Consider the following 12,933-nt stretch of genomic DNA (forward strand, 5'->3'; position numbering starts at 1 on the left):
ACGCAATCGATCCTCCATTTTGCAAGCAAGGACCAGCACGATGAACTACCGTGTCGTTCTCTCCGGCTGCTCAGGCGGCGGCAAATCAACCCTACTCGCCGAACTGCAGCGTCTCGGCCACAGTGTTATTGAGGAGCCAGGCCGGAAGATCGTCGCCGAGGAGCGACAGGGCGAGGGCAAAGCCCTGCCCTGGGTCGATCTCGCAGCATTTGCGCGGCGCGCCATGGTGATGGCCAAGAGCGACTGGAACACTGCCAGCCAACTTGAAGGCTGGGTGTTCTTCGACCGTGGTCTTGTGGATGCCGCCGCAGCGCTGGCATACGCGACTGACGAAAAAACGCTTTTGCCACTCATCGACGGCTGGCGCTACCACCATCAGGTTTTCCTGACGCCTCCGTGGCAAGAAATCTTTCAGACCGATACTGACCGCCGCCATGCGTTTGACGATGCCGTGCGGGAATACGAGCGCCTTCTGATCGCTTATTCGAGGCTCGGATATGAAGCCGTCGTCCTGCCGAGATTGTCTGTGACAGAGCGTGTCCGCTTCGTGTTGGAAACGCTGTCGCCATTCGGCGACACGACGTCTCCGGTCGAAAACGGAAAAGGCCCGGACGAGCCGGGCCTTCCCAAAATCAGCGACAGAAAATGAGTTACTTCACGTCCTGCGGGAAGTAGCTGATCTTGCCGTCGGGGCCCTTCTTCCATTCGTACATGATGTAGCCTGGGATCTTCGGGTCGCCCTTGGCGTCGAACGAGATATCGCCGAGAACGGTTGAGAACGGACCCTTTTCGTGCATGGCCTTGGCAACGGTTTCAGCGTCAACCGAAGCAGCAGCCTTGGCAGCGGCAGCGATCGTCTGAACGGCAGCATACGAGTAGAGCGTGTATGCTTCCGGGTTGAAGCCGGCAGCCTTGAACTTCGCAACGAGGTCCTTGTTGGCCGGGTTCAATGTCGGATCTGGACCGAAGGTGTTCAGCGTGCCGATGACGGCGTCGCCAGCGATCGAAGCCAGTTCGTTCGAAACGATACCGTCGCCCGAAACGAGTGTGGCCTTGACGCCCTGGTCGGCAGCCTGGCGGATGATCAGGCCGGCTTCCGTGTGCAGGCCACCCCAATAGATGATCGAGACGCCGGCTTCCTTCATCTTGGCGATGAGGGCCGAGAAGTCCTTGTCGCCGACGTTGATGCCTTCGTACATGACTTCCGTCATGCCGGCGGTGTTCAACGCCTTCTTGGTTTCATCGGCGAGACCCTGACCGTATGGGGTCTTGTCGTGAATGATGGCGATCTTCTTGTCCTTGAAATGGGCAGCGAGATAGGCGCCGGCAACGCCGCCCTGCTGGTCGTCGCGACCGCAGGTACGGAAGGTGTTCCACAGGCCGCGTTCCGTGAAGGTCGGGTTGGTCGCGGCAGGCGTGATTTCGAGAATGCCGTTTTCGGCATAGACTTCCGATGCCGGGATGGAAACGCCCGAGTTGAAGTGACCAACGACGTACTTGACGCCATCGGCAACGAACTTGTTGGCAACCGAGATGCCCTGCTTCGGATCGGAAACGTCGTCGCCGAGTTCGATCTTGATCTTTTCGCCATTGATGCCGCCGGCAGCATTGATGTCTGCTGCGGCCTGTTCGGCACCCTTCTGGAGCTGTGCACCGAAGGCTGCGTTCGGACCGGTCAGGGGACCACCGACGCCAATGATGATATCGGCCCATGCAGTACCGCTGAAAGCGACGAGCGCCGTCAGAGCCACTGCCGAAAGAAGAGATTTCTTCATATTATTACTCCCAATTTTTGGGCGGGGACCGGTCAAGAACCCAACGCATTACCCACCATTGTCCGCGTCGGGGAAGCTGTTCCACTCCAGGCAATTCATGCCCAGTTTCAACGGGCTGTCAATGTTTGTCCTTCCACGAAAACGCGGAAGTCCGTTCGTACAGCCAGTAATAGTTGTTGACCATCTGATTGGTGCGGCGATAGCGGAAACCGGCCATCGAAACGATCAGGAGGACAACGAAATCGATGCCGAAATACAAGGCGCTTAGCATGGGCCCATCGAAGAGCGCATGGTGCAGAAACTGCATCACCCAGGCCAGGAGAAACGTATAGGCGATGACCAGGCCGTAGCCATCCCAGTTCTCGGCAACAGCCCTGCCGGCCCGCGACGCGGTCCACAGGCCGAGCAGCAAGACGAGGCCCCGTATGATCATCCGCACGCCGGTGTCGGGCTCGAAGAAAAGTCCCTGCATAGTAAAGCTCCCCTTCTGTCGGCTTAATGCCGGCCGCCTTCGAGATAGGCCGCGCGGACTTCCGGATTGGCAAGCAGTTCCCTGCCGGAGCCGCTCATCGTCACCTTGCCGTTGACCATCACATAGGCCCGATGCGAAAGTTTCAGGGCTGCGAATGCGTTCTGTTCGACGAGGAAAACCGTCAGGCCTTCCTTCTCGTTCAGCTGCTTGATCGTCTCGAAGATGCCCTTGACGATCAGCGGTGCGAGACCGAGCGACGGTTCGTCCAGCAACAGCAGCTTCGGGCGGGCCATCAGCGCGCGGCCGATAGACAACATCTGCTGCTCGCCACCCGACAGTGTCCCGCCGCGCTGCGCATGGCGCTCCTTGAGGCGTGGGAACATCGTGAAGATCTTCTCGACGTCTTCCTTAAAGTATTTGAGATCGTCCAGGCCTGCGCCCATCTGGAGGTTTTCCATGACTGTCATGCGCGGAAAGATGCGACGACCTTCCGGTGACTGGGCGATGCGCAGCCGGGCGATCTCGTGCATCGGCAGCTTCGTGATGTCGCGGCCTTCGTAGATGATCGAGCCGGAGCGCGCCTGCGGACTGCCGCAGATGGTCATCATCAGCGTCGATTTGCCGGCACCGTTGGCACCGATCAGGCTGACGATTTCGCCGCTGTTGACGTAAACATCGACGCCGGCGAGCGCGCGGATATTGCCATAGTAGGTTTCGACGTTCTGGACGTGAAGCAAGGGTTGGGTTGTCATGTTACTGGGCGCCCCCTTCGAGGTGCTCGACTTCGGCGATCACGTCTTCCACTTCGTCGTCCTCGACGCCGAGATAGGCGGCAATCACCCTCGGGTCGTTCTTGACGTGGTCAGGCGTGCCGTCGGAAATCTTCTGGCCATATTCGAGAACGATGACGTGGTCGGAGATCTCCATCACCACGGACATGTCATGCTCGATCAGCAGGATCGACGTCCCGGTTTCGGCGCGGATGGCACGCAGCAATGCGTTCAGCACCGCCGATTCCCGCGGGTTCAAGCCTGCTGCCGGTTCATCGAGGCAAAGCAGCTCCGGCTCTGTGCACATAGCACGGGCGATTTCCAGACGACGCTGGGCGCCATAGGGCAGATCGCCGGCAGGATCGTCGGCGCGTTCGATCAGATCGGCCTTCTCCAGCCAGAAGCGGGCCAGTTCGATCGCCTTCTTGGCTTCCCGGCTGTATCCGCCGATGCCGAGCAGGCCGAGGATCGTGTAGCCGGAAGCCTTCATCAGCTTGTTGTGCTGCGCCACCAGCAGGTTTTCCAGCACGGTCAGGCCGGAAAACAACCTGATATTCTGGAATGTGCGGGCGACCTTGGCTTCGCGGGTGATGCGGAAATCCGGCAACCGCTCGAGCTGGAAGGTCTTCCCGCTCTTCTGGTTCATGGTGATCATCCCCATCGTCGGCTTGTAGAAACCGGTGATGCAGTTGAACACGGTGGTCTTGCCGGCACCGTTGGGGCCGATCAGTGCTGTGATATTGCCGCGCTTGGCCTCGAAGGAGAAGTCGTTGATGGCCATCAGGCCGCCGAACTTCATCGACAGGTGCTCGACCTTGAGAAGCGTTTCGCTGGACAGGGTGTTCATCAGCCGTGTCCCTCCTTGGTAAAGCTGCCGGAAACTGACTTGCTTTCTTTCAGGAAGGCCGTCGGCGAGCGAGACCCGACAAAGCCGCGTGGCTTGAAGAGCATCACGATCACCATGGCCAGCCCGAACAGCAGCATGCGGTAAAGTTCAGGGGTGAAATCGGGACCGAAGATCGCTTTCAGGAAGTCGAGTTCGCGCAGGATTTCCGTGCCGCCGACCATGACGACGGCAGCGATGGCAATCCCGGTCAGCGATCCCATGCCGCCGAGGACGACGATGGCAAGGATGACGGCCGATTCCAGGAACACGAAGGACTCCGGCGAGACGAAGCCTTGGCGGGCGGCGAAGAACGATCCGGCGAAGCCACCGAACATCGCGCCTGTTGCAAACGCCGTCAGCTTGGTCGTCACCGTGTTGATACCGAGCGAACGGCAGGCGATTTCGTCTTCGCGCAAGGCTTCCCAGGCACGGCCGATCGGCATGCGACGCAAGCGGATGGTGACATAGGCGGTCAGCATGCAGAGCGCCAGGATCAGGTAGAACAGGAAGATCTTGTAATAGGCGGACGAAATCGGCAGGTCGAACATCTTGGCAAAACCGGTCGACGTTGCGTCGAACTTGATGCCGAACAGCGTCGCCTTCGGGATACCGGAGATACCGAACGTGCCCTTGGTAACCTCGGTCCAGTTGATCAGCACCAGGCGGATGATTTCACCGAAGGCAAGCGTGACGATCGCGAGGTAGTCGCCGCGCAAGCGCAGCACCGGAAAGCCGAGGATGACGCCCCACAAGGCAGCGAAGATACCAGACAGCGGCAGCAGCAGCCAGAATGACAGGCCGAAATGTGTCGAGAGAAGCGCGTAGGAATAGGCGCCAACGGCGTAGAAAGCCACGTAGCCAAGGTCGAGAAGTCCGGCAAGGCCGACAACGATGTTGAGACCCCAGGCTAGCATGACGTAGATAAGGATCTGGATACCGAAGTTATCGACGTAGAGTAGCGAGCCCTGCGCGCCCACGAGGCCGACGACGATCATCGGATAGAGGATCATCAGAACCAGTGCGGCCTTGAGAAAGTGCTTTTGAAGAAAGGTCTTTTCCGTCGATATTGCGAGTTCGCCGGCGCGCGCCTTGCTGAGCTTGCGCTCGTCGAGGTGCGGGCGGAGGAAGACGATGACGGCAAAGCGGCCAACGGCGGCGATGGCGACGAATATCGCCAGCAAGCCCCAACGCTGGACGATGATCAACTCGTTGTGGATGTTCTGGTCGGTTTTGAGGCCGATGTAGAGAACGAACATGCCGAACGAGATGAGGGCGGCAAAAAAGGCTTCGATGAGGCCTCTCCGGATCAGGCCCGAGGAGGTCTTGCCGGTATCGGTGGTCGCATTTGCCATGTTATTAAACCTTCTCGACTTCAGGCCGTCCGAGGATACCAGTCGGCTTGAAGATCAGCACGAAGGCCAGGATCGCAAAGGTTGCGACGTCTTTGTATGCGATGGTGAAATAGGCAGACCATAGCGACTCGATGAGGCCGATGAGCACCCCGCCAAGCACAGCCCCCGGGAGGGAACCGATCCCGCCGAGAACCGCCGCGGTGAAAGCCTTGACGCCGGGGGTGAAGCCATCGGTGAACGAGGCCACACCGTAATACATGAGGTACATGGTACCCGCGACGGCAGCGAGCGCTGCGCCCATGATGAAGGTGATGGAAATCGTCTGATCGACGTTGATGCCAAGCAGCGCGGCCATCTTGCGGTCTTGTTCGGTGGCGCGCTGGGCACGACCGAGCGCTGTGAACTTGACGATGTACCAGAACACAGCCAGCAGCACTGCTGTGATGATCAGGATGATGATCTGCTTCAGCGATACGGAGATGCCTGCAATGGTATAGACGTCACGCACAAGCGCGGGGATAGGCTTGTTGCGCGGGCCCTGGGCAACCTGGATGAAGTTCGACAGGGTGATGGACATGCCGATCGCGGTGATCAGCGGCGCCAGGCGGAACGATCCGCGCAATGGCCTGTAGGCAACGCGCTCGATGACCCAGTTCCAGAGGCTGACGACCAGCATGGCGACGACCATCATTATCAGCAGGATAACGGCGACCGGCAACCCGATGAAGATCGATGTCAGCACCAGATAGACGATGAGAGCAGCAAACCCGCCCAGCATGAAGACGTCACCGTGGGCAAAATTGATCATGCCGACAATGCCGTAAACCATCGTATAGCCAATGGCGATGAGGCCATAGATGGACCCAAGAGTCAGCCCGTTAAGGAGCTGCTGGATAAAGTACTCCATATATCTCTTTCCCCTGGACGCGAATTTTTTTCGCGTCTCTTATTGGTTAACGTTTGCCTGCAAAAGAGGCATCCATTCCTCAAAATCCATAGCGCTTTCGGCGCGAATGTGAAGACAAAAATACAGTACGTTGATAAATTCTTTTCAGAAAATGAGGGATTGGCGCATTTTAATCCACAGGATGGTCAAAAAAAGCACGCTCCGGCTGAAAAATAACCACTGGTGCGCGTAAAAGCATTTTAGGCTGAAAATATTCAAACAGAAACGGGCCCCGCGAGGCCCGTTCGACAGCAAAGCTCAGTGACAATCAGGACCGCATGCGCGAGCCGTCGGCGTCGAACAGCGGCGCAGACTGAAGGCTCGCCGGCAGCAATTCGCTGAGCAATTCGATCGACCAACCCTCTGTCTCATCCGCGATTTCCTTCGGAACGTAGCCGAGCGCCACCGAGACACCGGAGCCATGGGCAAACCCGCCAGATGTCACCCAGCCCTTCACCTCTCCCTGGTAATAGATCGGCTCGTCGCCGATGACGTCAGCATCCCTAGCCGAAAGGATGAAGGTTTTCAGCCGCATAGAGCCGCCTTCCGCCTTTTCCCTGGCCGCCGCCTGCTTGCCAACGAAATCGGCGCCCTTCGACAGAGCCACGAATCGACCGAGGCCTGCCTCGTAAGGACCGTAAAGTGGCCGGTATTCGCGCGACCAGCTGCCATAGGATTTTTCGAGACGCAACGCATTGAGGGCGCGAAGTCCAAACAACCCGATGCCGTACTCTTTCCCCGCCTCCATGATGAGATCGAAAAGATAGTTCTGGTACTCCGGCTTCATCCACAGCTCATAGCCGAGATCGCCGGTATAGGAGACGCGACCGACGATGGCCGGCGCCATGCCGATATCCATTCGCCTGATTTCCATGAACGGGAACGCGGCGTCGGAGATGTCCTGATGAGTAAGCTTTTCCAGCAGCTTTCTGGCATTGGGTCCGGCAATCGACAGGCCGAGCAGCGACAGGCCGAGCGCTTTGAGTTCGACTGAGCCGTCGTTCGGCAGACGATCCTCGAACCAGCGCATGTGGTAGGATTCGGCGACGCCGGAGCCGATGAGCAGAAAATCTCCCTCTCCGAGCTTGGCCAGCGTGAAATCGCCGATCAGCTTGCCGTCGTCCTTCAGCATCGGCGCCAGCGTCATGCGGCCGATGGCGGGCATGCGGCAGGTGAGCAGGCCGTCCAGCCAGCCTTCGGCGCCGGCTCCAGTGACCGTATACTTGGCAAAGCCGGATGTCTCCATCATGCCGACGCTCTCGCGCACCGCCTTGGCTTCGGCGCCGACCACGTCGAAATCGTTCGAACGCCGCCATGAGAACGCATCCTCCTCGCCTGCAGGCGCAAACCACAGGGCCTGCTCCAGTCCGTAGTAAGCGCCGAACACGCCGCCGGCAGCTTTCAGCTTGTCGTAGATCGGCGTCGTCAGCAGCGGCCGGCCGGCCGGCAATTCCTCATTCGGATAGCGGATGGAGAAGCGGCGCTGGTAGTTTTCGCGCACCTTGGCATTGGTATAGGCAAGCGTCGCATAATCGCCGTAGCGAGAGACATCCATGGCGAAGACGTCAAAACCCGGGTCGCCGTAGATCATCCAGTTGGCAAGCGCCAGACCGACGCCGCCACCCTGGCTGAAGCCGGCCATGACAGCGCAGGCCGACCAGTAATTGGTCATGCCGCGCACCGGACCGACCAGCGGGTTTCCATCCGGCGAGAAGGTGAAGGGACCGTTGATGATCTTCTTGATGCCGGCATTGTTGAAAGCCGGGAAATGCCGGAAGCCGACTTCGAGCTCGGGCGTGATCCGCTCGATGTCCTCGGCAAGCAACTCGTGGCCGAAATCCCAGGGCGTATTCAGCGGCGACCAAGGCCGACAGGCCTTTTCATAGGTGCCCATCAGCATGCCCTGCCGCTCCTGGCGGAGATAGATCTCGCCATCGAAATCGACGCAGTGCATCAGTTCCTTGCCGGTCGCGGCATTGAAGTCGGTGACTTCCTTCATGTCCTCGGTGATGAGGTACATGTGCTCCATGGCAAGAACCGGCAGCTCGATGCCGACCATGCGGCCGACTTCACGAGCCCAGAGGCCACCGCAGTTGACGACATGCTCGGCGATGATCTCGCCCTGGTTCGTGATCACCCGCCAGCAGCCGTCCTCGCGCTGAACGAGATCCTCGACCTTGGTGTGGAGGTAGATGTCTGCGCCGTTCTTCTTGGCGGACTTGGCATAGGCATGCGTCGTGCCGTAGGGGTCGAGATGACCTTCGACAGGATCGTAGAGCGCACCGACGAACTGGTCGGGATCGAGAAGCGGCATCATCTCGTGCGCCTCTTTCGGCGACAGCAGCGTCGCCTCGAGCCCGTTGTAGCGACCCTTGGCAAGGATGGACTTCAGCCAGTCGAACCGCTGCGGCGTTGCCGCCAGCATCAGGCCGGAGGTCATGTGCAAGCCGATATCCTGGCCGGAATACTCCTGGATTTCCTTGTAGAGTTCGACCGTGTATTTCTGCAACTTGGCGACATTCGGATCGCCGTTGATCGTGTGCATGCCGCCAGCCGCATGCCAGGTCGAGCCGGATGTCAGCTCCGAGCGCTCCAGCAGAACCACGTCGGTCCAGCCGAATTTCGTCAGATGGTAGAGGACCGAACATCCGACGACACCGCCGCCGATGACGACGACCTTCGTATGGCTTTTCATGGATAATCTCCGGTTGCATGCGCGAGATGGTAGCGCAATCGAAACAGTCTGGAATGGGTTGGCGTGCGATGCCGGCGAAAGGATGTTCGGCAAGGCAATCCCCGCCGAAAAACTCCCTTCGATCCGTCGAATTGAGGATCAGCCTAGAGGCAAAATTTCAGGCCACATAGCCCGAACTGCGAAGCCGATACTTCCATTTGCGACATGGAGATTGTCCTCATCGCGCCATGATCCTAGTCTGCGAAACCAGCCGTCAAGTTGAATTCGCGACCCATCTCCAGCACCTCGTCGAAGACCGTTCCCGCGAAGGAGCGCATCACCGCAATCTCGAACGTATCGGCCCCGGTACGGGCCACGTTGGCGGTGACATGGCAGCAGAGCATGGTGCCCGACTGGCCCTCGGCAAAGACGTCTCGATGCAGATCGACCGGCACGCACTTGGCGAGAATAGCACGAACATTCGGTCCGGAGAGACGCAGCAGCGTCCGTCCGTCGCTCTGCTCGAAAAACGACAGCCGTGCCGCGTCGAGCATAGAGAGATCCCGCGCCAGGCTTTCCGCGCCCAGTGCCTCGGAAATCACCAGCCATTCGCCCGGCCCGACGCTGCGCACCGACACATCCTGCATTGCGCGCAGCGCCGCCAGCGCCCAGGCCTCATGGCCTGTATTCGCGAGAACAGAAAAAATGGCGGCGTGGCGGATGATCGACAGGTGATCGACGCTTGGCTGCGAATGGAAGCCGGCGATCCGCTCTTCCAGGATATGGCGGTTGGTGAATGCGACGCGCATGGCCCGCTCCTCAAACATGTAGTTTCTGGGCGTCCGGATCGACGAATACCGGACTGCAGACCTCGGCCAGGAACTCGTCGCCGCGCAGCCGATCCCAGACCAGCACCTTTTCACCGATCCGCTCGCGCCCTGACTTGAGCATGGCGAGCGCGATGGAATGACCGAGCACCGGCGAGAAGCAGGCCGATGACACATGGCCCTGGTCGTTGGCCGTCGACGGTACAGCGCCTTCCTTGAGGATATGCGCGCCGGCCTTGATTTCCTTGTCGTGATCGACCGGCTTCAGGCCGACAAGCTGCCCACGGTCCGCCGCCGTCAGCCCGAAGCGGGTCGACAGTCGCTTGCCGATGAAATCCGCCTTCTGCGTCGACAGCATCCGCCCGAGACCGACGTCGTCGGGCGTGGTGCGACCATCGAGTTCGTTGTGGGTAACGTGCCCCTTCTCGATGCGAAGCACATTCAGGGCCTCGACGCCGTAAGCGCAGATGTCGTGCGCCTTGCCCGCTTCCATCACCGCATCCGCCACCGCCTCACCGAAACCTGCCGGCACAGCCAGTTCGAAGGCGAGTTCGCCGGAGAACGAGATGCGGAACAGCCGCCCCTTCAATCCGCCCTTGAGCGTCACGCTGGCTGCGGCCAGGAACGGGAATGCCTCGTTGGAGATATCGTCCTCGATTAGTTGCTCCAGCACCAGTCGGGCCTTCGGGCCGGCAACCGACATCTGCGCCCACTGGTCCGACGACGACACGAAGCGCACGTCGAGATCGGGCCAGAGAACCTGCGCGCAGAATTCCATATGGCTCATGACTTCGCCCGCATAGGCGGTCGTCGTCGTCACGAAGAAATGGTTTTCAGCGAGCCGGCTCGTCGTGCCGTCGTCGTAGACGAAACCGTCTTCGCGCAGCATCAGCCCATAGCGCGCCTTGCCGACCGGGAGCTTGAGGAAGGCGTTACTGTAGATCCGGTTCAGGAACTCGGCGGCATCCTTGCCGAACACCTCGATCTTGCCGAGTGTCGAGACATCGCAGATGCCGACATTGGCGCGGACGTTGAGCACTTCGCGGTCGACGCTTTCGCGCCAGGTCTTTTCGTCGCCCCTCGGAAACCACGAGGAGCGGTACCAGGCACCAGCCTCGACAAAGATTGCGCCGTTCTTCTTCGCCCAGCCGTGCAGTGGCGATTGCCGTACGGGCCGCGCATGTTTTCCACGCGCCGCCCCCGCCATCGCACCGAAGGAGACCGGCGTGTAGAACGGCCGGAATGTCGTCGTGCCAACCGCCGCCGGGCTGACGCCGCGCATGCCGGCGATGATGCCAACCGCGTTGACGTTGCCGAGCTTGCCCTGATCCGTCGCCATGCCGTTGGTGGTGTAGCGCTTGGCATGCTCGACATGGCCGAAACCTTCGCGGAGCGCGAGGCCCATATCCTTGGCATGCACATCATTCTGGAAGTCGATAAACGCCTTGTCCCGCGCGCCGGGCACGTGCCAGGCGGCTGCGAACGAGGGATCGTACGCGCCCTCGACCTCGGGCACGTCATGGCCCTGAACACTGAAACCCAGGCTCTCTATGACGGCGGCAGCCTTCGCCGCACCGTCGGAGAGGCAACCAGCGACGCTGTCGATACCGCCGGCAGATCCGGCCACAACTAGCCCGCCTGTATCCTCCGGCGCCATGAACGCCTGCCGTTCGTCCGACCAGACGGGCTTGGCGCCGCGCTGGCAGGCGAGATGGATGATCGGCGACCAGCCGCCGGACATTGCCAGCGCATCGCAACCGATGAACTCGTCCAGTCCGCCACGATCGGCAAGCAGACCCTCGATCCGGTATTTGCCCTTGGTGGCAACGACCGTGCCGCCATGGATAACGCGCACGCCATTCGGCGCGACATCCGATGTCCCCGGGCGGGTGTCAATGATCGCGGCGATCTCGACGCCTGCGGCGATCAGGTCGTGCGCCGTGCGATAGCCGGAGCCACCATTGGTGAACACAGCAACCTTCTGGCCGATGGCAACACCGTAGCGGTTGAGATAACTGCGCGCGGCCCCAGCCATCATCACCCCCGGCCGGTCGTTGCCGCCGAAAACCAGCGGCCGCTCCTCGGCCCCGGTAGCGACAATTGCCCGCTTGGCAATGATCCGCCACAGCCGCTCCACCGGCAGATCCGTCGACGGCATGGCGATGTGCTTCTGCACCTTCTCGACTGCGCCGAAAACATTGTCGTCGTACCAGCCGAAAACCGTCGTGCGCGGCATCAGCGTGACATTGGGGAAGCCTGCCAGTTCGTCAAGCACGGTCTTGGCAAAAGCATCGGCGCTCATCCCGCCGATGGCGAGCTTTTCCGACAGCAGCGAGCCGCCGAGACGAAAGCCTTCGTCGGCAAGGATGACCCGCAGTCCGGCGCGCGCCGCAGTACGGGCCGCCATCAGACCAGTCGGTCCCGCGCCGACCACCAGCAGGTCGCAATGGGCCCAGGATTTCTCATATCGATCCGGATCGGCCTGCATCACGGCGCGGCCGAGGCCTGCGGCCTTGCGGATGATCGGCTCGTAGACCTTTTCCCAGAAGGCCGCCGGCCACATGAAGGTCTTGTAGTAGAAACCAGCCCCGAGGAACGGCGACAGCAAGCTGTTGAGCGAGCCGATGTCGTGCTTCAGCGACGGCCAGCGATTCTGGCTGACCGCATCGAGCCCCTGGTAGAGTTCGGCAACCGTAGCGCGCGTATTGGGCTCGGTGCGGCCACCCTTGCCAATGGTCACCAGAGCGTTCGGCTCGGCCGATCCCGCCGTGACGATGCCGCGCGGACGATGATATTTGAAACTGCGGCCGACCAGCATCTGGTCGTTGGCCAGCAGTGCGGAGGCGAGAGTATCGCCACCCAGCCCCTGCAGGCGCTTGCCGTCGAAGGTGAAGCCGAGGGAGGTGCCGCGATCGACAAGACCGCCGATGGAAACGCGATAGGCCGTCATTCCGCGCCCTCCCGCACAGCGTCGGCGACATCCGTCACAGAGAAGACCTCGTGCGTGACGTTACTGCGCTCGACCACCAGCCAGCGGCGGCAGCCGGAGGCGTGGTGCCAGTGTTCCCGGTAGCGACCCCGTGGATTGTCGCGGATATAGACGTAGCGGTTCCACGCATCGTCGGATGCCGTGGGCGACGGGCGCGATACCGAGGCATCGCCGCGGATCGCGAATTCTTCCTTCGGGCGGATGCCGCAATGCGGGCAGTGTATCAAGCTTGCCATTATCTC

The 12,933-nt window shown here is 60.6% G+C and carries 11 protein-coding genes; 1 reads left to right on the forward strand and 10 read right to left on the reverse strand.

Annotated features, from left to right (window positions below):
- The first annotated feature begins 40 nt into the window (after positions 1-40).
- On the forward strand, positions 41-649 hold the full coding sequence (locus EQW76_RS06080) for an AAA family ATPase (RefSeq protein ID WP_142823507.1): 609 nt from the start codon (positions 41-43) through the stop codon (positions 647-649).
- Position 650: 1 nt separating this feature from the next.
- On the opposite strand, the gene EQW76_RS06085 is transcribed toward EQW76_RS06080, so the two are convergent.
- From EQW76_RS06085 to EQW76_RS06130, 10 genes are all read right to left on the reverse strand, one after another.
- The gene (locus EQW76_RS06085) at positions 651-1,775 is read right to left on the reverse strand and encodes a branched-chain amino acid ABC transporter substrate-binding protein (protein ID WP_111222527.1); all 1,125 of its coding nucleotides are present in this window, start codon (positions 1,773-1,775) and stop codon (positions 651-653) included.
- 118 nt (positions 1,776-1,893) lie between these two features.
- Complete coding sequence (locus EQW76_RS06090; protein ID WP_111222526.1) at positions 1,894-2,247, reverse strand: DUF6867 family protein; 354 nt, start codon at positions 2,245-2,247, stop codon at positions 1,894-1,896.
- 23 nt (positions 2,248-2,270) lie between these two features.
- Positions 2,271-2,999, reverse strand: a complete 729-nt coding sequence (locus tag EQW76_RS06095) for an ABC transporter ATP-binding protein (protein WP_142823508.1) — start codon at positions 2,997-2,999, stop codon at positions 2,271-2,273.
- A gap of 1 nt (position 3,000) precedes the next feature.
- Positions 3,001-3,864: an ABC transporter ATP-binding protein gene (locus tag EQW76_RS06100; protein WP_142823509.1), complete on the reverse strand. Its 864-nt coding sequence runs from the start codon at positions 3,862-3,864 to the stop codon at positions 3,001-3,003.
- Positions 3,864-5,255, reverse strand: a complete 1,392-nt coding sequence (livM, locus tag EQW76_RS06105) for a high-affinity branched-chain amino acid ABC transporter permease LivM (RefSeq protein WP_142823510.1) — start codon at positions 5,253-5,255, stop codon at positions 3,864-3,866. Before livM ends, EQW76_RS06100 begins: the two co-directional genes overlap by 1 nt.
- A 4-nt stretch (positions 5,256-5,259) precedes the next feature.
- The gene (locus tag EQW76_RS06110; RefSeq protein ID WP_142823511.1) at positions 5,260-6,162 is read right to left on the reverse strand and encodes a branched-chain amino acid ABC transporter permease LivH; all 903 of its coding nucleotides are present in this window, start codon (positions 6,160-6,162) and stop codon (positions 5,260-5,262) included.
- Between the two features lie 307 nt (positions 6,163-6,469).
- On the reverse strand, positions 6,470-8,896 hold the full coding sequence (locus EQW76_RS06115; protein ID WP_142823512.1) for an FAD-dependent oxidoreductase: 2,427 nt from the start codon (positions 8,894-8,896) through the stop codon (positions 6,470-6,472).
- Positions 8,897-9,129: 233 nt separating this feature from the next.
- On the reverse strand, positions 9,130-9,684 hold the full coding sequence (locus EQW76_RS06120) for a sarcosine oxidase subunit gamma family protein (protein ID WP_142823513.1): 555 nt from the start codon (positions 9,682-9,684) through the stop codon (positions 9,130-9,132).
- A gap of 10 nt (positions 9,685-9,694) precedes the next feature.
- Positions 9,695-12,652 (reverse strand): sarcosine oxidase subunit alpha family protein, encoded by a 2,958-nt coding sequence (locus EQW76_RS06125; protein WP_142823514.1) that lies wholly within the window; start codon positions 12,650-12,652, stop codon positions 9,695-9,697.
- Positions 12,649-12,927 (reverse strand): sarcosine oxidase subunit delta, encoded by a 279-nt coding sequence (locus tag EQW76_RS06130; RefSeq protein WP_142823515.1) that lies wholly within the window; start codon positions 12,925-12,927, stop codon positions 12,649-12,651. The genes EQW76_RS06125 and EQW76_RS06130 overlap by 4 nt, the downstream gene beginning before the upstream one ends.
- Between the last annotated feature and the right edge of the window lie 6 nt (positions 12,928-12,933).

The sequence above is a fragment of the Rhizobium sp. rho-13.1 genome (assembly GCF_007000305.1).
Classification (GTDB): Bacteria; Pseudomonadota; Alphaproteobacteria; order Rhizobiales; family Rhizobiaceae; genus Rhizobium; species Rhizobium rhododendri.

Excerpts from the sequence above, each read along its gene's own strand:
- EQW76_RS06125 (WP_142823514.1), bottom strand. The coding sequence starts at position 12,652 with ATGACGGCCTATCGCGTTTCCATCGGCGGTCTTGTCGATCGCGGCACC.
- EQW76_RS06120 (WP_142823513.1), bottom strand. The coding sequence starts at position 9,684 with ATGCGCGTCGCATTCACCAACCGCCATATCCTGGAAGAGCGGATCGCC.
- EQW76_RS06100 (WP_142823509.1), bottom strand. The coding sequence starts at position 3,864 with ATGAACACCCTGTCCAGCGAAACGCTTCTCAAGGTCGAGCACCTGTCG.
- EQW76_RS06115 (WP_142823512.1), bottom strand. The coding sequence starts at position 8,896 with ATGAAAAGCCATACGAAGGTCGTCGTCATCGGCGGCGGTGTCGTCGGA.
- livM (WP_142823510.1), bottom strand. The coding sequence starts at position 5,255 with ATGGCAAATGCGACCACCGATACCGGCAAGACCTCCTCGGGCCTGATC.
- EQW76_RS06130 (WP_142823515.1), bottom strand. The coding sequence starts at position 12,927 with ATGGCAAGCTTGATACACTGCCCGCATTGCGGCATCCGCCCGAAGGAA.
- EQW76_RS06090 (WP_111222526.1), bottom strand. The coding sequence starts at position 2,247 with ATGCAGGGACTTTTCTTCGAGCCCGACACCGGCGTGCGGATGATCATA.
- EQW76_RS06080 (WP_142823507.1), top strand. The coding sequence starts at position 41 with ATGAACTACCGTGTCGTTCTCTCCGGCTGCTCAGGCGGCGGCAAATCA.
- EQW76_RS06095 (WP_142823508.1), bottom strand. The coding sequence starts at position 2,999 with ATGACAACCCAACCCTTGCTTCACGTCCAGAACGTCGAAACCTACTAT.
- EQW76_RS06110 (WP_142823511.1), bottom strand. The coding sequence starts at position 6,162 with ATGGAGTACTTTATCCAGCAGCTCCTTAACGGGCTGACTCTTGGGTCC.
- EQW76_RS06085 (WP_111222527.1), bottom strand. The coding sequence starts at position 1,775 with ATGAAGAAATCTCTTCTTTCGGCAGTGGCTCTGACGGCGCTCGTCGCT.